This window comes from Paenibacillus sp. FSL H7-0943 (assembly GCF_037963265.1).
In the GTDB taxonomy this organism is placed as follows: Bacteria; Bacillota; Bacilli; order Paenibacillales; family Paenibacillaceae; genus Paenibacillus_AQ; species Paenibacillus_AQ odorifer.
Genome location: NZ_CP150148.1, coordinates 4,107,035 through 4,127,587, shown reverse-complemented (window position 1 = coordinate 4,127,587; position 20,553 = coordinate 4,107,035). Strand labels below are relative to the sequence as shown.

Below are 20,553 nucleotides of genomic sequence, written 5' to 3'. Positions count from 1 at the left end.
CATATGCATTTTTGGGAAAAGTCTCATAATACGATATGTCCAAGTTAGGATAGAGTAACGGCATATCAACCTCTTAAAAGCAAAAATGGACTTGTTTAAAAAACACAAAACCCACAGTGATAGCTGTGGGTTTTGTAAGAGAGACACATCATATGAAACACTTTGGATGTTTGTTCAGAAACAAGATTCAATGATGGATACGCCATTCTCGATTCTCGCCTTACTCTGCGTTAAATAATCCTTGGTCCAATCATCTAGGTTAGACATATCAAAACTCCGGTACATCCCCGTATAAACAATAATCTCTCTTAATCGAAGAAAAAGAGGAATTAACTTCAGCTCATTTTCTGAAATCCTGTTCTCTTTAACGTAGCCTTTCAGAAAATGCTCCATAAAACGCTGACATTGAAGCTGCCTGTCCTCCATACTATCATCCCCGTAAACGTAGACTAGATAATACAGTTGAATGGCGATATCTTCTACAAACCAGCTGTACTGAGCTTCATCAAAATCAAACAAGGTCAGCTTGCCATTGTCGACCAAAAAGTTGCCTACATTGATATCCCCATGGATGAGACCATAGGTATTTATATTAGCGTCGAGATGCTTTAGTTGATCCATAAGCGCCTTACAGCTTTCCAAAACACCACTTTGGGATGGAGGAATAAACCTGGTTACATTCTGCAGGTAGTAGTTCTGATGCCACGCATGTCTTTTGGACTGTGGTTTATAAGATTTTGCTAATCTGTGCATTTGTCCAGTGATCATGCCACACTGCTCATAGAGGTCTAGATCCTTCAGGCAGTCTGGGTAACCTATTCGTTTCCCTTGTGCTTTTTCAAAGGAAGATACCATAAAGCATGAATCACCAATCTCTATTTGCTCAACTAGATTACCCAGAAGAGAACCTACGGGTCTTGATACGGAAACGCCATGATCTGCCAGGTATAGAATCCATTCAAGTTCAGCCGTTAACAATTCTATACTGCGTAGCGAGCTATGAGTAAATCTTAGAATATATTGATGATTGCTAAGTTGATATTCATAAACAAAATTTTGAAATCCGCCAATGAAGCTTAGCTCATCTATGGGGATACCGTATTTCGTGCAGGCAGCACTTACAATCTGGTCATTAAATAAGGACTTAATCTTTTGTTCCAAGGGTTCTACTCCGTTCTACATTACAATGATTTTATCGAAATCGTTCTGGAGCTTTCCTGGACCTCAATAAGCAGCGGTCGTTCTTGTGGGTTGAGATTTGGGGCATGAATGGCCAGCATAAGTCTGCCCGTCAAATCACGAAACAACATTCCATGTCCGCCATCTTTGGCATAAAGAGGCTCAGGATCATGTTGCCAAGGTCCGCTAATGTCACCGCTGACGGATCGGGCTAAACCCATGGCATAACCACTAGCTCCACTGCTAGACCACAACATAAGCAGCTCACCACTGCTAGTCTGATGCATAAAAGGACCGTCAGTTACGTATTGCCCTTCTTTGCCGCCTACCGTCCAAGGAGCTTGTGAAGCCTGGAAAAGCAGCATAGGTTCGCCAATAGTAGCACTTAAATCCTCCTTCAGCCGAACGGCATACATTTCTCCATCAGTCACTTCAATCCATTCACGGCAAAAGATCATCCAAGGTTTGTCTTCTTTATCTACATATAACGTTCCGTCAAGGCACTCCCAAGAAGCAGGGGTAATCGGATGATTACTGATAGGGAGATAAGGACCCTCAGGTGTTTCCGCGCTTAATATTTGTGTCCCCCGTGGAACGCTATGTCCTTTAAAAGAAGCGAACATATAATATTTTCCGTTGTAGCGGTGAACCTCTGGTGCCCAGAAATGATGATCAGCCCAAAAATCAGTATCTGGACGAAAAGCAGCAATGGGCCCGGACCATTCCTGAAGATCTGAGCTGATATATACATCGAAGCCGTGAGGTGCGCCACTCCAAGCTGTTAGGCCATCTGTGCCAAATAAATAGTATTGTTCAAGTTCAGGCACAGATAGGATATAGGGATCTCTAAAGTTAATATCAGATAATGTTTTCATTAAGGTGCCCCCAATTTACAAGCTATCATCTGCTTAATTTTACAATATTTTCTTTAGGCTTGGAAGCGTTACTTCATTTGCTCGTCTTGTAGCAAACGTATTTTCATTACTCCGGGTGTACAGCCGTAGTTTTTTCGGAAGACACGTATAAAATAATTAGTCTCCATGGCCAGCTGAAGCGCTATATCTTGAACGGGAATCTCCACATCCTCCGTCATTAATTGCAGCGCCCGCTCCAGCCGCAGATTCTGCAAATACTTATGCGGAGTGACCCCATATTCCTGCACAAATAAACGCTGGAAATGCTGCACAGAGTACCCGACTGCTGCTGCAAGATTGGAGATCAGAAGCGGTTCTGTGTAATGTTCGTTGATCAGCCCGACGGCTGTAGTTAGGGCTTCATTTCGGACCGACTCGAAGGCTAGACGATTACCGGAGACTTCTGAACTCTTGGCAGGGCGCAGCATCAAGAGCAGTCTATAGAGTGTGATAGACAACTCTTGCATCCACATCTCGTCCTGCCGATTGGGGGCAGGAGAATTCACCGTATGCCAGATTTGGCCGATTTCTTCCCAGCATTGTTCAAAACGATCCGTTCGATAAGGAACAGAAGGGAGCAGTTCAAGCGCTTCCAGCAATCCATGAGCTTGACTGCCTTGAAAGCCGATAAAGCCAACATGCCACGGTTCATGAGAGGTAGGATAATATTCATGACCACGATCGGGCGGGAAGGCAAAAGCCATCCCCGGTTCCAGTATGATTTCTGTGCCACTTTCCAGATCACGAAATAACCCGGTTCCGGTCCGGATTAAAAAGATTTGATACACAGGAAATCCTGCTGGGCGCACATGATGGAATTGGATATGGCGACCTACAGAGTAGGGGGATAGGGGCAACGTTCCAGAGTCGCGCGGTAATTCAATCAGAGAAAAAGGTAGCAGGTTTATCACCTCATCTTCATTTTGTGCTATCACTTCGAGACTATATTCCTACTGATTGAAATGAATTTTCTTATATTATAAATAGTATAAATGATGATTCCTGAATAAGATAGCTTACGCTTCTAGCCTATCATCAGAGAATAGTCCCATTCTATAAATGGGCAGAATTGAGAGGATGATCGTACACAATGAATAAAAAACATTCCCCGATAAGCAGAAAAGCTGGTGTCATGCTGCACGGTGCTGATTATAATCCTGAACAATGGCTGAAATATCCGGAAGTATTGCGTGAGGATATCCGATTAATGAAGCTGGCGGGCTGCAATGTCATGTCCGTAGGCATTTTTTCGTGGGTATCTCTTGAACCTGAAGAGGGTGTGTTCACTTTCGAATGGTTGGATGGTGTACTTGATTCTTTTGCAGAGAATGGGATTTACGCTATCTTGGCAACGCCAAGTGGTGCCCGCCCAGCATGGATGTCGCAAAAATATCCAGAAGTCTTAAGAGTGGAGCGTAACCGTGTTCACAATTTGCATGGCTTCCGTCATAACCATTGCTTTACCTCACCAGTGTACCGGGAGAAAACTGCAATTCTGAATGCAAAGTTAGCGGAACGGTACAGCCAGCATCCAGCCATTATCGGTTGGCATATTTCGAATGAGTTCGGTGGGGAGTGTCACTGCGAGCTCTGCCAGGATGCTTTTAGAGAATGGCTGAAAGTGAAATATAATAACAGTTTGGATGAGGTGAATCATGCTTGGTGGGCTACTTTTTGGAGCCATACCTACACTTCATGGTCACAGATTGAATCCCCAGCTCCACATGGTGAGACACAAGTACACGGCTTGAATCTTGACTGGCGGCGTTTTGTTAGTGAACGGACGATTGATTTCTGCCAGCACGAGATCAATACCGTTCGTCCTTATAATCCAGAGCTGCCAATCACGACGAATATGCATATGATCGATGGCATTGATTACCGCGAGCTGGCCAAAATCCTGGATGTGGTCTCATGGGACGCTTATCCAGACTGGCATTATACCGAAGACGGTGACGATACTAGATTGGCAGCATGGACGGCGATGCACTACGACTTAATGCGCTCTTTTAAAAAGAAACCGTTCCTGCTGATGGAAAGCACGCCATCCCTTACGAACTGGCAATCGGTCAGTAAGCTGAAACGTCCCGGAATGCACAAGCTGTCTTCCTTGCAAGCGGTAGCGCATGGTTCGGATTCTGTGCAGTATTTCCAATGGCGCAAAAGCCGCGGATCAAGTGAGAAGTTCCACGGCGCAGTTGTAGACCACAGTGGCCACTCCGAGACTCGAGTATTCCAAGATGTAGCGGAAGTAGGAAAGACGCTGGCGGGAATGACGGAAGTAGTGGGTACGTCCACTCCGGCGAAGACGGCGATTATTTTCGATTGGGACAACCGCTGGGCGATAAAGGATGCGCAAGGCATCCGTAATTCCGGATTACGTTATGAGGAGACGGTGCTACAGCATTATCGTGCACTTTGGGAGCTGGGCATTCCAGTTGATATTATAGGCTCTGGAGATGATCTGTCTGCCTACAAGCTGGTTGTTGCCCCTATGTTATATCTGATTAGTGAAGAGAATGGAAAGCGCATTGAGAAATATGTGGAGCAAGGCGGCACTTTCCTCGCAACCTATTGGTCAGGAGTAGTTAACGAAACGGATTTATGTCATCTGGGAGGATTCCCTGGTCCACTGCGCAGAACACTGGGGATTTGGGCAGAGGAGACAGAAGGGCTGCACAGCCGTGATCTGAACGGGTTAGTAATGGAGGTAGGTAATAAACTTAAGCTAAGCGGTGACTACGATGCGCATGAGATAGCCGAGCTGATTCATTTGGAAGGTGCAGAGGCTTTGGGGCATTATCGCAACGATTTCTATGCGGGCCGTCCAGCGCTTACAGTCAATCGTTTTGGTGAAGGAAATGCGTACCATCTTGCTACCCGTGTGAAAGACACTTCGTTCTATGTTGAGCTATACGCAGCGATCACATCTAAGGCAGGAATTACCCGTGCGATGGATAGTGAGCTTCCAGCAGGTGTGACTGCACAACTTCGCACAGATGGCGAAAGTGATTATGTTTTTGTGCAAAATTTCAGCGGCAGTCCGCAAACGGTAGAGCTGGATGGAGCGGAATACACAGACTTGGAAACAGGTCTTTCAGCTCCGGCCCTATTGAATCTAGCGGTGAATGGACTTGCGATGTTGAAGCGTAAAGCATTAGTATAATAAAAAGGCAGGACCTGAGTTTCAGGTTCTGCCTTTTTTTTGAATAGAATCAGTTCTTAACTCTTCCCATCATAATGGTGTTATACAATTTGCCGTCCGATAGAAGTTTATCTTTCTTTAAAATCCCTTCAATTTCAAAGCCAAGCTTTTGATATAGCTTAATAGCGTTGGTGTTCGTTTCCAGCACATTTAGGGTGATCTTTTGAATACCATTAGTGTCAGCCCAGGCAATCGATTCGGCGAGAAGATTTTTTCCAATACCATATCCCCAATAATCCTGCAGCACACATACTCCAAATTCTACTTTATGAGCAAATCTTTTTAAGGGATAACCTTCGCATCTGGAGAACGCAACGATTTGATTATCAACTACTGCGACTAGAAAAAGGTTATTATTTTTCTCAGAATCGGCTTGAATAAGCTGTTCAAACCCTTTTTCGTCAATAAAGGCTTCGCCTGGTTCCCGATCTAAATTCTCGGTTTCTCCATCGATCCGCACTCTTAATTCAGATAACACTTTAGCGTCTTTAGAGGCAGCAGATCTAATGCTGTATTGGATTCCATTCACTGTAAATGTTTGAGGATTAATGATCATATGTCCTCCGTGACGATGGGTGATGTTAGAATTATTGCTTCGATGCCCTCAATGATCCGAGTGAAATAAGCTGCTTCATGAGGCACAAAATGAGTCCGATCCACACTTTGTTGAATGTTGATTTTTTGTCCGTTTGAATCCACTTTGAAACCATTGATTTGTAGACTATGTATTTCTCCTTGCCAAAAGCTTCGGAAGTCGGCAAACTTTGTGATAACTATTCCTGCGACCTCTTCTTCTTGCAGCTTAAAATCGTCCAGAGGATAAGGATTGTTATAAACAAAAACATGCGCTCGTTCTTTATCGATAAGATTTTCTTTGATCATACTGTAAGGAATTGTACCTAAGGGAATCAGCTCATCAAAAGCTAGCTCCAAACCGAGTTCTTCTTGAACCTCGCGAATCCCGTCCTCTACCTTTTCGTGTGTCAGCAAATGTCCAGCGGCCGTGATGTCCAGCAATCCTGCATAATCTTGTTTCTGCTCACTACGAAGCTGTAAATAAATATAGGGGATTTCTTGGGTTTTGCTTATAAACCAGCAGTGGAAGGTCTCGTGCCAATGTCCTAACCGATGTACTTCTGCCCGTGGAGCTGTACCGATTCGGTGACCCGCTTCATCAAATATAGTAAGTATCTCATTATGCATAGAAAAGCTCCTTTGTGAAAATATCTACTGCTTAAAGCCTATCATAAAAACGATCGAATTGCTTAATGTCCCCAAGTGATTTTTATTGACATCGTTAAGAAATATATGTATATTTTTGGATGTTAATCAAAGGAGGAGTTAAATGAATTTAGTAGCCATGAAGCAGGAAGACTTGGACACTTTAAGTGATGAAAGGTTAGGATGGGCCTGTATGGAGCCTACCTTTCAGCTGATTCGCGGAAAATCGCCATCGACCAAATCAGAAGTGATCTCGAAGCTCACAGAGGGGCAACAAGCCTTATGTATGTTCAGAGTGCTATATGGTCACAGCTGTAATTCCGAAGGAGAATATTATGCTTGGATTTCCTACATGCAAGACCTGCCAGGGTATTGGACAGGGGTGATAGGAGGCATACGATTTTTTGACGATTCACCCATGATTCTTTTGCTTCAGGAAACAAAGACATTTCTCGAGGAAAGAAATCATCGACTGGGTAAAGAGTGGGCGGATGCGGCCATCACGGATTTGGATCGAGACCCTCAGCTGTTAGAAGTAATTAGTGAGTTATTCGAACGATATAAGAACCTGACACCAAATACGCATAGAATTATCGGCGATTATATTCGCACTCATCCAGAGGAGTTTGTAGAAATAGGGTGTTCATAATTATGAATATGAAGAAACGTTATGTATTTCTCGTACTCATTTTTTTATTAATCGAAATCCCTGTAATTATTAATCTCTACCATAGTTATAATTCATTTGAGAATTTAGTGTTGGATCAAATCGATGAAACTGAAATCACCTCAATCGAGATTGAGAAATCTTTAGTGGATGAAAAGGTAGTGATTGAAGATCCGAAGGAAATTGAAAAGATCATTTATGCTTTTTCAGATGTAAAATTGAGAAGAAGTAGTGCTTTGGACAAATCTACGGAGACCTACTGGATAAGTATTATTGTAAATAACAGCTTGAGGTTTGGCATGAATCTTACGGATACTAACTTCCTGTATGTGACAGATCTTGATAAGAAGGACAAATACAGTTCGGGAAACTTTAGAATGACTAGTGATTTTGATGTGAATTCCATTGCAAGCTTATTTAAATGATGTAGAACGATCCACAACCACTGATACTGAGATTTTCGGACCCAGATGCCCCTATTTGCGAATTTATCGCCTTTTGAGCAGGTTTTCGGACTCCAACGACGCTATTGCTCATGAAAGAGCTTATAATTGGTGTTTTTTGCGCCAATAGCGGCTATGAGGTCCGATAGCTATCCAAATAGCGGATAAAACGGTGTATAAGGTCAGCTGAGTCCTTTAGCTGCTGCGTGTGCAGATTGTTCAGTTGAGTCTGATAGTGCTTCATATCCACACAAAAAATGGGTGCCCCTATGGGACACCCATTTTTGTATGGATTATCTAGCCATCCATCCGCCATCCACATTAAGAACGTGACCGTTCAAGTAGTCAGATGCTGCGGAAGCCAAGAATACAGCAGGGCCTTTAACGTCATCAGGCGTTCCCCAACGTGCTGCAGGGATACGGTCTAAGATAGAGTCCGAACGACTTTGGTCGGCACGGATTGGTGCGGTATTTTCAGTAGCCATATAGCCTGGTGCAATTGCATTGATGTTCAAACCGGAGCCTGCCCATTCATTGGCAAAAGCTTTAGTAAGACCCGCAACCCCGTGTTTACTCGCAGTGTAACCAGGGACATTGATTCCGCCTTGATAGGAGAGCATGGAGGCGATGTTAATGATTTTGCCGGATCCTCTTTCCAGGAAGTGGCGGCCTGCGATTTGCGACAGAAGGAAAACTGTGTTCAGGTTCAAATTGATGACATCAAACCAGTCTTTTTCACTATGATCTTTTGCCGGTGCACGGCGGATCATTCCTGCGCAGTTTACGAGAATGTCAACATGTCCGGTCAGCTCTAGCGCTTGGTCAAAAGTGCTTTGCAGCTTGCTGTGATCACTTAAGTCAGATTCGATACTAACTGCTTTTACTCCAAAAGCTTTTGCTGCATTTACGGTTTCTTCACTCGAATTAAGGGAGACAGATGCAACGTCTGCACCGGCTTCTGCAAATGCAAGCGCGATTCCTTGTCCAAGACCTTGAGCTGCGCCTGTTACAATAGCTGTTTTACCTGCCAAGCTGAATAATGATGACATATAAATTACGCCCCTTTATTGTAAATGGATTGTTATTCCGGGTTTACCCGCATTCAATGGTAACGCCTGCACTGCGGAACTGATCTGCCGTTTCGGGGGAGAGCCCTTTGTCCGTCAGAATCACGTCAACTTCTTGTAGGGAAGCAAAGGTACGCAGTGCAGTATGGCCGAATTTATGATGATCTACAACCGCGAATACCTTACGGGCTGTAGATACAAGGGCTTGCTTGAACTCAATTAAATCTCCGGTATAAATGGAGAGCCCATGCTCTATATGAATAGCAGTCGATGAAAGGAATGCTTTTTGAATATTAAGCTTTTGTACATAGGAGACGGCTTCAGGACCAGCCAACATATTACGGACACGATAACCACCGGGAACGACCAGACGGATGTTATCTTTGGGAACCAGTTCGCTGATGATGTATACATCATTGGTGACTACCGTTAGTGGCATATTGTCCAGACGCCGAGCAATTTCAAGCGTAGTGCTACCGCCATCAAGAGCGATAATATCGTCCGGTTCAATATGAGCAAGCGCACGCAAGGCAATCTCCGTCTTCTCGTCAGAGTATTTATCCAGCGGATCCTTGGAGGGCAAAATACCAAACTGGTCGCTTTGTGCCAGCACAGCTCCGCCATGTACACGTACGATCAGCCCTTGTTCCTCCAGCCTGCTTAAATCCTCGCGTATTGTTTTTCCAGTAACCTGAAGCTTATCGCTCAGTTCATTCACCGTTACATCTTTTTGGTTCAGCATAACTTCCATAATCATCTCGTGTCGTCGTATCGGGTTCATCCGCCTGCCTCATCTTTCCGTAGTTGATTTATCTCTATTGTAATTCTTTCATGGATACGGGGTCCATATCATCATATCTTTTATTATCGCCAGCCATACTCCAGATAAAAGTATAGTTATGAGTGCCGACACCACTGTGGATGGACCAGCTTGGAGAAATAACGGCTTGTTCGTTATGCATTACGATATGGCGGGTTTCGTCAGGTTCTCCCATCAGGTGGAACACAACGGAATCGTCCGGAAGATCAAAATAGAAATAGGCTTCCATCCGGCGTGGATGGGTATGTGCTGGCATGGTGTTCCACATGCTGCCTGGTTTCAGTTGGGTCATACCCATAACCAGTTGGGCACTTTGCACACCATTTGTGTGAATGAAGCGGTGGATTGTCCGCTCGTTAGAGTTCTCCAGACCACCCATCGCACCGGATTCAGAATCGGCCAGTGTGGTTTTGGTAGTAGGGTAGGACTGATGGGCAGGAGCAGAATTCAAATAGAATTTAGCAGGCTTGGAAGCGTCTGCACTTTTGAAGACTACATCTTTAGAACCTTGACCTACATAAAGACATTCTTTGAAATCCACTTCATATTCTGTGCCATCTACAACCACGGAGCCTTTACCACCGACATTGATGATGCCCAGTTCTCGGCGTTCCAAGAAATAAGTAACCCCAAGTTCTTTAAGGTCAGTAGTTAGCGCAACCTCTTCTTTTACAGGATTAGCTCCACCAACGATCATACGATCTTCATGGGTTAGGACAAGCTTTAGCTCATCAGGAGCAAAAATAACGGGAATGTGGAATTCCTTACGGAGGCGCTCAGTGTCAAATTGTTTTACTTCATTAGGATGGGATGCGAAACGTCTTTCCATTGAATGTTCAATCTCCTTTGTGTACATATTATCGTTCGTATAGGTACACTTTAGTCCATTTATGTTCATTTTACAAGTACTAATCTTTTTTATTTCGTTTATTTATGTTTATTTATTGGTTTTTCCAATTGCAAAATGAACGAAAAGTGTGCACAATAGAGCTATTATGCTCGATTTTCATGAATGACGGAAGATGATATAAAACTGAAATGATGGAGGTTGAAAAGTAATGCCGGGGTTGAAAAATATCCAGAGTACTTATAAGGAACGTCAGCAAGAAATTATTTTTAATATAGCACTGGAAGCAGAGCAACGCCCTTTATTGGAAAGTGGACTCTGGTTCCATGATGATGTGCGAAATAACTTTTATTATGCTTCGTATCTTTTTGCAGTGGCTGTTGATGATTCTTTTGAGCTGCCTTTTGATCGTGAGCAAGCGAAACAGAAAGCACAGGATGTACTGCTGGAGATCTTAATGCTTCAGAACCGGCAGCCCGGCACAGAGTTATACGGTCATTGGCCGCTCGGTTTGAATCCGGTTCCGCGAGATGCGTCACCGCATGAGTTACCAGTGGAGCTTATGGGCAGCCTGCTGGCGTATTTTTGCAAAAGATACGGAGGAGCATTAAATGCTCAACTTCGCATAGTTCTGAATACAGCGTTTGGACATATTTATCGCAGTGATTTCTACCGTAAGCCGGTGGTTACTTTTGGGCATCATGAAGCTAAATATACAGCTGCTAAGCTGATTTTTGGCACCCTGTTTGCGGATGAAATATTGCTTGAGGATGGCCGGCAGAGTCTGAAGGATACGCTGACTTATATTCGTACTAAAGGGATGCCGGAATACGGCAGTCTTCCGTGGTTTTGGCATTGGGTACAGGCATTCACCTGCGCGTTGGAACTTGTCCTGCCTGAGGATACGGAGCTTACTACAAGCCTTAAAGAAATGCTTGACCATCTATGGAATGTACGAGCTGAATTCTATCTGCGTGGTGCTTGGGTTGGTGCGCATTCTAGAGGCTGGCCGCATGATGTTCCCGGCGATGCTAATGTACTTCATGATTATGTTCAGTTTGGAGACTTCCAGCTGCCTGAGAGGATGCCGCGCACTGAGTATGCCGGTTTATTATTCTATCAAGTATCCGATGAAATATTAGCCGCAGCCATGAATCGCCAGACACCAGTGGAAGTAGGGAAGATTACTCAGAAGGTTGTCCCAACGGATCCACAGCCGCAGCCTTTGCTTCATTCCTATGCTTATATTACAGAGGAGTTTGCAGCAGGCGGGATGTGGGAGCGGGTTGAGGAATTCGATAATGAGCAGCTTCGCTGGGCTTTTTCGTTACCTGTGAGTGGAGAGGGAAGCGCAAATCAGCTGTATTTCTTCCACCCGGGACAAGGCTACAATGAGGGAGATCCCCGCCATCAAAGCCGTTATATGGAGGTTCTCTATCACAAGAATGTCATCATTTCTTTATTCCCAATCCCTCAGGGTGAGAAGAATACGATCATCGGTGTACTTCCCCAAGGGGAATGGAAACAAGAGCCTAATACATTGTACGGGCAGGTTGGTGAGACGTATTTTATTATTTATTTATCTCACCCTTATCAGCTGCAGGAACGGTCCAGATTCATAGAGGTATCCGTCGCAGGGATGCCGGGCGGTGTGATCGTTGAAGCATTGGGCATTAAGAAAGCTGCCGAATGTGGTATTATTGGTTTAGAGGCTTTTGCCGCAGCTATGGCTCATAAAGAAAGGAATTTCGAAGTGGGAGAGGTATTAGCAGCGAATTATACCAACATGGATGGTGAAAGCTTAGTTTTGAGTATTAGTAGGGAGTTAGAATTACCGCAAGCTCAGCTTAATGGAATTCAGATCTCATTAGATCATTATTCAGTATAAAAAAACACAATTACTGTGATAAATAGTAATCCGAGTCGGCCTTTTTGGCCGGCTTCTTTAATAAGGAGCTACATGAAAGGATGTGATGCCCCATTGCACAGCCCGCAATAGATACCTAAGTATCTGTAAACGTGATTTTGTCCAAAATACTTATAATTGGGGTGAGCGACGATTTATCTGGATAAACTAGACCTAACGATTTGGTAATTCAATCCTCCCTAAGCACATTTCCCTTTAGAATAGCGGTGTTAGGTTACTAAATAGTAATTAATTACATTAAACCCTATTTTTCTGAGAGACATTTGTCACAATAAAGGTTAATATCTAAGTGAGATAGAAATGATTGCGCTTACTTATTTTCTAATAAACCTAATCATAATGAATGCGAGGGATATAACAGTGATTGAAACTGAATTTCGTGTAGAAAATGACTTTCTAGGCAGTAAACAGGTAGATAAGAACGCTTATTATGGGATTCAGACACTACGCGCAGTCGAGAACTTTCCTATTACGGGCTATCGGGTTCACAAAGAGTTAATTAAAGCGATGGGGATTGTAAAAAAAGCCGCTGCGCTTGCAAATATGGAAGTTGGCCGTCTCTATCGAGGGCTTGGAGAAGTTGTAGTGAAAGCAGCAGAAGAAATCATCGAGGGTCAGTGGCATGAACAATTTATTGTAGATCCTATTCAGGGTGGTGCGGGAACCTCGTTAAATATGAATGCGAATGAGGTTATTGCTAACCGTGCCTTAGAACTGCTTGGCCATGAAAAGGGAGACTATCGTCACTTAAGTCCCAATTCACATGTAAATATGGCGCAGTCTACAAATGATGCGTTTCCGACGGCAATTCATATTGCCACACTTTCACTGCTGGAGCAGCTACTTGTAACGATGCACAGAATGCATGATGTGTTTGCGGTAAAAGCGGATGAATTCGATCCTGTGATAAAAATGGGGCGGACACATCTTCAAGATGCAGTGCCGATTCGTCTGGGTCAAGAATTCGAGGCTTATCGCAGAGTGCTTGAAAGAGATATCAAACGTATTGAGCATACACGCCATCATTTGTATGAAGTCAATATGGGAGCAACAGCAGTGGGTACAGGATTAAATGCTGATCCTCGTTATATTGAATTGGTGGTAGAGCACTTAGCTGAGATCAGTGAATTACCGCTCGTAACGGCAGATCATCTCGTCGATGCCACCCAAAATACGGACGCCTATACAGAAGTGTCTGCTGCCCTAAAAGTGTGCATGATGAACATGTCCAAGATCGCTAATGATCTGCGGTTGATGGCCTCCGGTCCGCGGACTGGGTTTAATGAGATTTCATTGCCTGCACGCCAGCCTGGATCTTCAATTATGCCGGGCAAAGTTAATCCGGTTATGGCAGAGGTCATTAATCAGGTGGCTTTTCAAGTTATAGGGAACGATCATACGATCTGTCTGGCTTCCCAAGCGGGTCAACTGGAGCTGAATGTTATGGAGCCAGTGCTTGTGTTCAATCTTATTCAGTCCATCAGCATCATGAACAATTCCTTCCAAGTCTTCACAGACTTCTGTCTGGCTGGGATTGAAGCCAATAAGGAAAAGCTTGAGCGGGACGTGGAGCGGAGTGTCGGAATCATTACGGCTGTGAACCCGCATCTGGGGTATGAAGTGGTATCGCGGATCGCTAGAGAGGCGATTTTGACTGGGGAATCTGTACGGGAATTGTGCATTAAATATAATGTGCTGACCGAAGAAGAGCTTAATCTGATTCTGGACCCATACGAAATGACACACCCGGGAATTGCAGGAGCAGCTTTATTGCATAAAGAGTAGAATGTTCCGGAGGATCGAGCTTTTTGTTTGGAAAAAGCAAACCCCCGCCACCGTTTAGGGTGACAGGGGGAGATCCTAAATATGTTTTACTTATATGAATCTACTTCGCGATTGTCTGAAGTAGGTTCTTTTTTTACATTTCAGGCTTAAAAGAAAAATAAAGAACGTAACAGGCCGCGTTTTCTTGGCGGAGCCGTTAGCCTGGTAGAGGCAGTGGACTGGGAATTTTCATAAGAGGTGAGCGGTTTGCCGTTAGACACTTGCAACGGTTCTATTGATGCCGCGATTTGCTTGATCATTATTCGTAGGTCCTCAAGCTCCTCACGCTGCTGGAGCAGTTGGATCAATACTACTTCATCGGCTTTTTGATCGAGTGCACGTTCAACATTGTTGATGCGAGACAAGATATCCTTCATAGGCTCAGCATCTGTGTGCTGTAGTGGATTTTCCTGTTGTGATGTGGAAATTTGCTGCTCATTCGTGAGTGTGAGTTGTATACATTCCAAGGCCTCTCCGTGATTAATACGGTCTTTAATATGATTGAGCAGGTCGATTTGCTGCTCCGAGAACACATAATGGCCAAATCGGTCTTTTGGAAAAAAATCAGGGAACATGGCAGCCCAACGTTTAATTGTGGTTAGACTAACTGACAGCAGCTCTGCGGCATCTTTTGTTTTTAGAATATCCATTTCGATTCCTCCAGTTCACGTAGTCATGTTATGAGTAATATTCGTTGTCCAGCAGCGGCTCCCTGCACGGTTGACAAAGGTAGTGCGTATTCGCTAAACAAAGTGTAATTACGAGCAATCTCACCCTTTTGGATTTCACTATCTTGCTTTTCCATTCCAAATTGAGTACAGATGAGCCTGCTCAGGGGTATAATTGCATTAGAGGTGAAGGCGATGAACAGGATTGAAGATGAGGAACAAATGACTGAGGAGCAATGGCAGGCTATTTTGCAAAACGATGTTGCTTATAACGACATATTTTTTTATGCGGTGAAGACTACAGGGATTTTTTGTCGACCCTCCTGCAAATCCAAAGCACCCAATCGGGAGAATGCGTGTGTTTTTCAGAATGCTGAACAAGCGCTGGCAGCCGGATTTCGTCCTTGCAAAAGATGTAAACCGACAGGTGAGCGTCTTCCTGATAAGGAATGGGTAGCTGTGATGACGGAGTACATTGATCATAATTATATGGCCCCCCTCACCCTTGAAACGTTAGCTGAGGTATGTCATGGCAGTCCTTATCATTTACATCGAACCTTTAAGAAAGTAACAGGAATCACTCCTGTGGATTATATACAGCAAAAGAGAATCGCTAAGGCATCTGAGTATTTGCTTACTACAGAGCAGGCAGTTGCTGAGATTGCATTGCGCGTGGGTCTGCCCAATACATCGTATTTTATTACTTTATATAAGAAAAAAACAGGGTATACGCCCACACAGTTTCGTCAGCTTAACAAACAGAAAGTAACGTTGGCTTCTGATTTTAATTTGGAGGGACCGAATCATGGAGAATAAAACAAATGCTATTCTATACTGGACATTATTAACCTATAAGGACTGGAGTTTTTATATTGCAGCCACAGAGAAGGGTTTAAGTTATGTGGGTTCGCAGCAGCAACCCTTTGAGGAATTAAGCGAATGGGTTAGACGTCGTTTTCCGGGGAGTGAACTGGTGCAGGACGATGAGAAGATGGCGCCTTATGTGAGGGAGCTTAGTGAATATTTGCAAGGGAACCGGCAGAGCTTCGGCATTCCTTTTGATTATCAGGGAACTCCATTTCAGCTTGCGGTGTGGAAGGCGTTATGTGAAATTCCATATGGACAAACCTGGTCCTATTCGGATATTGCCACACATATTCAAAAACCAGCTGCGGTGCGCGCGGTAGGGACTGCCATTGGCGCGAATCCGATTCTGATTACGGTGCCCTGCCACCGGGTTATTGGTAAGAATGGGACATTAACAGGATACCGGGGTGGTTTGGATATGAAGACCAAGCTACTTCAGTTGGAGAGAGGAGAGTATACAGCAGATATATGAAAATAGAGTCCAATTACACCTCCCCAAAAACCTTGCTGAATAAAGGAACAGGTTATCTGTCAGGCTACAGTCATTCCTTAAATCCATATACGGGCTGCACTTATGGCTGTTCCTATTGTTATGTACGCCAGATGCCTGTCTCGCTGTTCCGCAAAGAGGAGTGGGGGACGTGGGTAGATGTTAAACAAGAAGCGGCTGCAATATTACAAAAAGAACTGCACAAAGCGAAGGCGAAAGGTCCCGTCTCTATTTTTATGTCGTCAAGCACAGATCCCTATCAACCGGTAGAGCACAAGGAAGAGGTGACGAGATCTTTACTGGAGGTTATGGTTCAAGATCCGCCCGATTTCCTATTCGTGCAGACGCGTAGTCCGCTGGTTCGCAGAGATATAGATTTATTATTACGTTTAGAGGATAAGGTTCGTGTAAGTATAACTGTAGAAACAGACTGTGAAGATATTCGCCAAAAATTCACACCAAGCGCTCCTCCCATTGCTGCAAGACTGAAGACGTTACAGCTTCTACGTGAAGCTGGCATCCCCATTCAAGCTACTATAGCGCCAGTACTGCCAAGCAGTCCAACTTTTCCAGCAACCTTAAGGGCTTTGGTGGATAGAGTCTGTGTGGATGACTATTTTATGGGCGACGGCAGCGGCGGCAAACGCACACGGAGATTAGGGATTTATTCCCTATATGAAGAGCTGCAACTGGAAGATTGGTATGATCCTGCAGCATATCGCAGAGTGTATGAAGGACTTCAGCAAGTTTTTTCCGAAGAGGAGCTATTCTTGAGCCAGAAGGGGTTCGAGCCTTAATCTGAAACATGGTATAATAAATGAGAGCATTCATACTTAGTATTTAATATACTTAATATCCGTAATAGCTTATTGGAGGATTAGTGTGGCAAAAGCAAAGGTGGCCAAGCGGCCCACAAGAGATGAATTTGTGCTTGAGGAGTTAGGTAATCAGTTAGTTGAAGCTAAGCAAGAAGGTTCTGAGATTTTATTGACTGTATGGGGAAAAGAAGAAGAGGTACGCGGCATGATCGTGGAAATGGATTCGCGAACCGGGAAAGTACACCTTAGTAACCATGAAGAAATCATAAAAGTTCCTTTTATGGATATCATGCAGGTTAATTATCCCAGAGATTAATGGGCACGGCAGCAACAGGAGGTCCTGAAAGCTATCATAGCTTTGGGGCCTCTTTGATCATAAAGATAAGGAATAGAGGATATAGAAAGGGAGGTCAACAATGCAAGTAACCAAAACCAACGCGATGCGAATGCTGGATGCCAAAAAAGTTGGCTATGAAGTGTTCGCTTATGACAATGAAGATGGACTAATCCATGGCACGGCTGTGGCTGAGAAGATTGGAAAGGCGGCAGAGACGGTTTTTAAAACGTTGGTCGCTCATAGCGGCGCAAATCTTTATGTATTTGTTATCCCAGTTGCCGAAGAGCTGGATCTCAAAAAGGCGGCCAAAGCCGCCGGAGAGAAAAAAATTGAGATGCTGCCAGTGAAGGATCTGCAGAAATGGACAGGGTATATCCGCGGTGGTTGTTCACCTGTTGGAATGAAAAAGCTGTACCCCACGTTCATTGATAGCAGTGCAGAAGGGCTGAACACGATGGCTGTCAGCGCTGGGAAGATTGGCCAGCAAATGGACGTAGCCCCACAGATACTCGCTGAGGTTGTACATGCGAAATTTACAGAACTAATCAAATAGCCGAGCAGCAAGCTGACCTAAATATTCCTTCAATGCTAACCCTGTTGTGGAGATCGCTCCCGGGGATGGACTGAACTTGGCGGGCTGCAGTGCAATATCAGCGCTGGCGATATAATCCGTAGGATAGGCTTGCGCTGTTAGCCCTGCATTCTTAAAGTGCAACATCGCTCGGGACATATGAAAACCTGAAGTAACTAGTATAGGTTTTATAAGTCCGGTTTGTTGCAGGATGGCTGCGGTATTTACAGCGTTTTGCTCCGTGTTGAGGGATTGATTTTCGATCAGGATGTCCTCTTCGGGTATGCCCAGACCCAGTAGTTGTCTTTGCGCGATATCCGCTTCATTACCACTGTCGGAGAATACTTGTCCGCCAGAAAATAAGATTGGCAGACCTGTCTGCCGATGGAGGCGAACAGCAGTAAGCAGGCGATTTGCCGCTGATCCGTATAAATTGCCCTCGCCGTCTATATCCGGTGTGCCAGAGCTGGCGCCCCCGCCGAGTACGACGATGACATCTCCTTGCAAAGTTTCCGGCTGCGGATATTTCCGTTCTAGACTGCCGATCAGCGCATCGCTGACTAAGGGTGTCATGGAGAAATACATTAATAGTGTAACCCCGAGTAGAACTAGTGCTGGCCGGCGGTTTTTTTTCCATAACCAAATGACTAAACCTAGCAGAAGCACGATAAACAGGCCGGGAGGAAGCACAAAGCTGTATACAAATTTGATGATGTAAATCAACAGTATCAACCGCCTTCTAAAAATATAAGTTCAGGTTGTATTGTAACATGAGATTGCAAGATTACATATTTACATGCGCATCCTTATACAAAACGGATATTGCCGCAGCTATCAGGATCATCCCCATAAAAGCGGGTGCAGCATGGCCAAGTGATACATATATTTGCCCTCCAATGACAGGCCCGATCATTCTTGCTAAAGCCTGAATAGATTGGCTACCGCCTTGAATCCTCCCTTGTTCACTAGAATCGACAGACTTGGAAAGCATCCCATTGAATGAAGGCCCAAAGATCGAATCCCCAAAACCAAATATAAACATTCCAGCGATAAAAAGCGGATAGTATGAGAACAAAGCAGATAGTGCAATAAGGCTGTAGCCTATAATCTCCGAAACCATTCCAAGAATTGCGATCTGTTTATCCCTAAATTTCAGCAAAAGCTTAGGCATGATGAAACCCTGTGAAATGATGTCTTGGAAGCCCATAATTGAAAACATCAGTCCGATTAGTGCAGGCTTCCAGCTGAAAGTATCCATTGTGAATTGTGAAAAAACAGCCTGTAAAGATCCGTTGGGTATCCAGAGTAAGAATGCTGAGACCAGTAGCCTTTTTAAGTTTTTTATGGACAATATGCTTGCAAGCTGTGTAAATGGATTCAGTCTTACCAAGGTAATTTCTTTTAGTCTATTGTTCTTGTCAAGGCTCTCAGGCATAAAAAAGAATCCGTAAACAACATTTAATAAGGTTATTATTGCTCCGAAATACATAGGTACAGAATAACCAAACTTGGCAAGTAAACCGCCTAGCGTTGGACCAATGACGGTGCCTACACCAACAACCGCACTCACCCAGCCAAAGTATTTGGTTCTCTGTTCTGGTGGAATGATGTCAGCAAAATAGGCGAAGATAGTACCTATGCTTCCGCCGGTTATACCTTCTATTAAACGTCCAACAAAGAGAACCCATAACGCTCCTCCTATCCCAAAAACTAAGTATCCAATCGCGGAACCCAAAAGGCATACCAAAAGTAATGGACGACGCCCGTATTTGTCACTCAAAGCTCCAAGTGCAGGGGCTGCAAAAAATACGCAGACTGCATAAACAGAGGTTAGCAGCGTGACAACTATTGCCTGTTCTCCCGGATTGCTTATATAAGGCTGCACTAAAAATGGGACAACGGGCATGATGATACTGAAGCCTATTCCGCACAGAAACACAGAGAGCAAACCGAAGATTAGAGCGTGTTTATCTACGGTTTGCTCTGTGTTCTGTTCATTATGTGATCTGAATTTGAACATTAAATTCTCTCCTCAAAAGTTGATGTTTTGATTCCTTGGAAACAAATCTGGTACATCACCATTTTTATCACGGTTTTGTTTCCGTGTCAACAAAATAATGACCATAAAAATGCAGCCTTTCTCATAAGAGCCCGGCTGCATGGAGTTTCATTTTCATTATTCGAATTTATTCGGATTAAAATCTATACCCTGTTTCTTTATTTCTGCATCCAAATGCCTACTATACTTTTCTACGAAGCTAAGCATACTGTCAAATTGCTCCTCAGTTACCTGCTCAAATACGGCTTTATCCCGCTCTTGGAACTCTTTGTGCAGGTCCTCATGGATTTTATAAATTACTTTCCCTTGCTCAGTAAGCCTAAAATAGATTTCTTTTTTGTTATCCGATTTTTGGTAGCTTTCGATGAGGCCCTTTTGGATGAGCTTCTTAGTTAATTTACTTATGGCACCGCGAGTCATATAAAAGGACTCTGCAAGTTTTGTGACGTTGGAATCTGCATTTTTTTCAATGTATTCGATGCAATGTACTTCAGAAGGTTTATAACCCTTAAGACTGTCTTCCATCTTATCCTTATTAAGCCAAACCATCTTGTTATATACGTCCCTGAAACCCATCATGACCTGATCTTCTTTGTTCATGGCCTGTCCTCCCAGCGCTCTTACATTAA

The 20,553-nt window shown here is 44.0% G+C and carries 22 protein-coding genes; 10 read left to right on the top strand and 12 right to left on the bottom strand.

What is annotated here, in order from left to right; genetic code table 11:
• Positions 1-174 precede the first annotated feature (174 nt).
• The 3 genes from NSQ55_RS17980 to NSQ55_RS17970 all read right to left on the bottom strand — a co-directional run bounded on the left by NSQ55_RS17980 (position 175) and on the right by NSQ55_RS17970 (position 3,028).
• A complete protein-coding gene (locus tag NSQ55_RS17980) occupies positions 175-1,161 on the bottom strand; it encodes a phosphotransferase (RefSeq protein WP_339168374.1) in 987 nt (328 codons plus the stop codon).
• 20 nt (positions 1,162-1,181) lie between these two features.
• Entirely contained in the window at positions 1,182-2,054 is an 873-nt protein-coding gene (locus NSQ55_RS17975) for a glycoside hydrolase family 43 protein (protein WP_076129816.1), read from the bottom strand.
• 68 nt (positions 2,055-2,122) lie between these two features.
• The gene (locus tag NSQ55_RS17970) at positions 2,123-3,028 is read right to left on the bottom strand and encodes an AraC family transcriptional regulator (RefSeq protein WP_339168372.1); all 906 of its coding nucleotides are present in this window, start codon (positions 3,026-3,028) and stop codon (positions 2,123-2,125) included.
• Between the two features lie 155 nt (positions 3,029-3,183).
• Between NSQ55_RS17970 and NSQ55_RS17965 the strand changes: the two genes are divergently transcribed.
• Positions 3,184-5,259 (top strand): beta-galactosidase, encoded by a 2,076-nt coding sequence (locus tag NSQ55_RS17965; protein WP_339168370.1) that lies wholly within the window; start codon positions 3,184-3,186, stop codon positions 5,257-5,259.
• Positions 5,260-5,308: 49 nt separating this feature from the next.
• Here NSQ55_RS17965 and NSQ55_RS17960 read toward each other — a convergent pair whose 3' ends face one another.
• Positions 5,309-5,854, bottom strand: coding sequence for a GNAT family N-acetyltransferase (locus NSQ55_RS17960; protein ID WP_076182551.1), 546 nt, complete (start codon positions 5,852-5,854; stop codon positions 5,309-5,311).
• On the bottom strand, positions 5,851-6,501 hold the full coding sequence (locus NSQ55_RS17955; protein WP_339168368.1) for an NUDIX domain-containing protein: 651 nt from the start codon (positions 6,499-6,501) through the stop codon (positions 5,851-5,853). Before NSQ55_RS17955 ends, NSQ55_RS17960 begins: the two co-directional genes overlap by 4 nt.
• 142 nt (positions 6,502-6,643) lie before the next feature.
• On the opposite strand from NSQ55_RS17955, the gene NSQ55_RS17950 reads away from it, so the two are divergent.
• A complete protein-coding gene (locus tag NSQ55_RS17950) occupies positions 6,644-7,168 on the top strand; it encodes a hypothetical protein (RefSeq protein ID WP_076307243.1) in 525 nt (174 codons plus the stop codon).
• Between the two features lie 2 nt (positions 7,169-7,170).
• A complete protein-coding gene (locus NSQ55_RS17945) occupies positions 7,171-7,611 on the top strand; it encodes a hypothetical protein (protein WP_036688330.1) in 441 nt (146 codons plus the stop codon).
• Between the two features lie 311 nt (positions 7,612-7,922).
• On the opposite strand, the gene kduD is transcribed toward NSQ55_RS17945, so the two are convergent.
• From kduD to kduI, 3 genes are read right to left on the bottom strand one after another with little or no spacing between them, the layout of a single operon-like run.
• Complete coding sequence (kduD, locus tag NSQ55_RS17940) at positions 7,923-8,678, bottom strand: 2-dehydro-3-deoxy-D-gluconate 5-dehydrogenase KduD (protein ID WP_036688326.1); 756 nt, start codon at positions 8,676-8,678, stop codon at positions 7,923-7,925.
• Positions 8,679-8,721: 43 nt separating this feature from the next.
• Complete coding sequence (locus NSQ55_RS17935) at positions 8,722-9,477, bottom strand: DeoR/GlpR family DNA-binding transcription regulator (protein ID WP_076129821.1); 756 nt, start codon at positions 9,475-9,477, stop codon at positions 8,722-8,724.
• Between the two features lie 34 nt (positions 9,478-9,511).
• Positions 9,512-10,345, bottom strand: coding sequence for a 5-dehydro-4-deoxy-D-glucuronate isomerase (kduI, locus tag NSQ55_RS17930; RefSeq protein WP_036688322.1), 834 nt, complete (start codon positions 10,343-10,345; stop codon positions 9,512-9,514).
• 229 nt (positions 10,346-10,574) lie between these two features.
• On the opposite strand from kduI, the gene NSQ55_RS17925 reads away from it, so the two are divergent.
• Together NSQ55_RS17925 and aspA are read left to right on the top strand one after the other, a co-directional pair.
• On the top strand, positions 10,575-12,251 hold the full coding sequence (locus NSQ55_RS17925; protein WP_339168363.1) for a hypothetical protein: 1,677 nt from the start codon (positions 10,575-10,577) through the stop codon (positions 12,249-12,251).
• Positions 12,252-12,644: 393 nt separating this feature from the next.
• Positions 12,645-14,075, top strand: a complete 1,431-nt coding sequence (gene aspA / locus NSQ55_RS17920; protein ID WP_094903409.1) for an aspartate ammonia-lyase — start codon at positions 12,645-12,647, stop codon at positions 14,073-14,075.
• Positions 14,076-14,221: 146 nt separating this feature from the next.
• Here the strand turns inward: aspA and NSQ55_RS17915 are convergent, their stop codons facing one another.
• Positions 14,222-14,764, bottom strand: a complete 543-nt coding sequence (locus NSQ55_RS17915; RefSeq protein WP_280753091.1) for a MerR family transcriptional regulator — start codon at positions 14,762-14,764, stop codon at positions 14,222-14,224.
• Positions 14,765-14,977: 213 nt separating this feature from the next.
• On the opposite strand from NSQ55_RS17915, the gene NSQ55_RS17910 reads away from it, so the two are divergent.
• From NSQ55_RS17910 to ybaK, 5 genes are all read left to right on the top strand, one after another.
• The gene (locus NSQ55_RS17910; protein WP_076217828.1) at positions 14,978-15,598 is read left to right on the top strand and encodes a bifunctional transcriptional activator/DNA repair enzyme AdaA; all 621 of its coding nucleotides are present in this window, start codon (positions 14,978-14,980) and stop codon (positions 15,596-15,598) included.
• Positions 15,588-16,121 (top strand): methylated-DNA--[protein]-cysteine S-methyltransferase, encoded by a 534-nt coding sequence (locus NSQ55_RS17905; protein ID WP_248548816.1) that lies wholly within the window; start codon positions 15,588-15,590, stop codon positions 16,119-16,121. The genes NSQ55_RS17910 and NSQ55_RS17905 overlap by 11 nt, the downstream gene beginning before the upstream one ends.
• Entirely contained in the window at positions 16,118-16,936 is an 819-nt protein-coding gene (locus NSQ55_RS17900; protein ID WP_339168361.1) for a radical SAM protein, read from the top strand. Before NSQ55_RS17905 ends, NSQ55_RS17900 begins: the two co-directional genes overlap by 4 nt.
• Before the next feature lie 85 nt (positions 16,937-17,021).
• Positions 17,022-17,273 (top strand): YolD-like family protein, encoded by a 252-nt coding sequence (locus NSQ55_RS17895; protein WP_036688306.1) that lies wholly within the window; start codon positions 17,022-17,024, stop codon positions 17,271-17,273.
• Between the two features lie 100 nt (positions 17,274-17,373).
• Positions 17,374-17,847: a Cys-tRNA(Pro) deacylase gene (ybaK, locus tag NSQ55_RS17890; RefSeq protein ID WP_339168358.1), complete on the top strand. Its 474-nt coding sequence runs from the start codon at positions 17,374-17,376 to the stop codon at positions 17,845-17,847.
• Here ybaK and NSQ55_RS17885 read toward each other — a convergent pair.
• From NSQ55_RS17885 to NSQ55_RS17875, 3 genes are all read right to left on the bottom strand, one after another.
• A complete protein-coding gene (locus NSQ55_RS17885; RefSeq protein WP_076129828.1) occupies positions 17,836-18,588 on the bottom strand; it encodes a YdcF family protein in 753 nt (250 codons plus the stop codon). The two genes, ybaK and NSQ55_RS17885, sit on opposite strands and share 12 nt — an antisense overlap.
• Positions 18,589-18,649: 61 nt before the next feature.
• Positions 18,650-19,885 (bottom strand): MFS transporter, encoded by a 1,236-nt coding sequence (locus tag NSQ55_RS17880; protein ID WP_339168356.1) that lies wholly within the window; start codon positions 19,883-19,885, stop codon positions 18,650-18,652.
• A gap of 156 nt (positions 19,886-20,041) precedes the next feature.
• The gene (locus NSQ55_RS17875; protein WP_076182515.1) at positions 20,042-20,524 is read right to left on the bottom strand and encodes a MarR family transcriptional regulator; all 483 of its coding nucleotides are present in this window, start codon (positions 20,522-20,524) and stop codon (positions 20,042-20,044) included.
• Positions 20,525-20,553 lie beyond the last annotated feature (29 nt).

What these genes read in the sequence shown, in the direction of transcription:
- NSQ55_RS17880 (WP_339168356.1), bottom strand. Translation starts at nt 19,885, where the DNA reads ATGTTCAAATTCAGATCACATAATGAACAGAACACAGAGCAAACCGTA.
- ybaK (WP_339168358.1), top strand. Translation starts at nt 17,374, where the DNA reads ATGCAAGTAACCAAAACCAACGCGATGCGAATGCTGGATGCCAAAAAA.
- NSQ55_RS17900 (WP_339168361.1), top strand. Translation starts at nt 16,118, where the DNA reads ATGAAAATAGAGTCCAATTACACCTCCCCAAAAACCTTGCTGAATAAA.
- NSQ55_RS17965 (WP_339168370.1), top strand. Translation starts at nt 3,184, where the DNA reads ATGAATAAAAAACATTCCCCGATAAGCAGAAAAGCTGGTGTCATGCTG.
- NSQ55_RS17905 (WP_248548816.1), top strand. Translation starts at nt 15,588, where the DNA reads ATGGAGAATAAAACAAATGCTATTCTATACTGGACATTATTAACCTAT.
- NSQ55_RS17935 (WP_076129821.1), bottom strand. Translation starts at nt 9,477, where the DNA reads ATGAACCCGATACGACGACACGAGATGATTATGGAAGTTATGCTGAAC.
- NSQ55_RS17875 (WP_076182515.1), bottom strand. Translation starts at nt 20,524, where the DNA reads ATGAACAAAGAAGATCAGGTCATGATGGGTTTCAGGGACGTATATAAC.
- NSQ55_RS17910 (WP_076217828.1), top strand. Translation starts at nt 14,978, where the DNA reads ATGAACAGGATTGAAGATGAGGAACAAATGACTGAGGAGCAATGGCAG.
- NSQ55_RS17925 (WP_339168363.1), top strand. Translation starts at nt 10,575, where the DNA reads ATGCCGGGGTTGAAAAATATCCAGAGTACTTATAAGGAACGTCAGCAA.
- NSQ55_RS17950 (WP_076307243.1), top strand. Translation starts at nt 6,644, where the DNA reads ATGAATTTAGTAGCCATGAAGCAGGAAGACTTGGACACTTTAAGTGAT.
- NSQ55_RS17945 (WP_036688330.1), top strand. Translation starts at nt 7,171, where the DNA reads ATGAATATGAAGAAACGTTATGTATTTCTCGTACTCATTTTTTTATTA.
- NSQ55_RS17915 (WP_280753091.1), bottom strand. Translation starts at nt 14,764, where the DNA reads ATGGATATTCTAAAAACAAAAGATGCCGCAGAGCTGCTGTCAGTTAGT.
- NSQ55_RS17960 (WP_076182551.1), bottom strand. Translation starts at nt 5,854, where the DNA reads ATGATCATTAATCCTCAAACATTTACAGTGAATGGAATCCAATACAGC.
- NSQ55_RS17975 (WP_076129816.1), bottom strand. Translation starts at nt 2,054, where the DNA reads ATGAAAACATTATCTGATATTAACTTTAGAGATCCCTATATCCTATCT.
- kduD (WP_036688326.1), bottom strand. Translation starts at nt 8,678, where the DNA reads ATGTCATCATTATTCAGCTTGGCAGGTAAAACAGCTATTGTAACAGGC.
- kduI (WP_036688322.1), bottom strand. Translation starts at nt 10,345, where the DNA reads ATGGAAAGACGTTTCGCATCCCATCCTAATGAAGTAAAACAATTTGAC.
- NSQ55_RS17955 (WP_339168368.1), bottom strand. Translation starts at nt 6,501, where the DNA reads ATGCATAATGAGATACTTACTATATTTGATGAAGCGGGTCACCGAATC.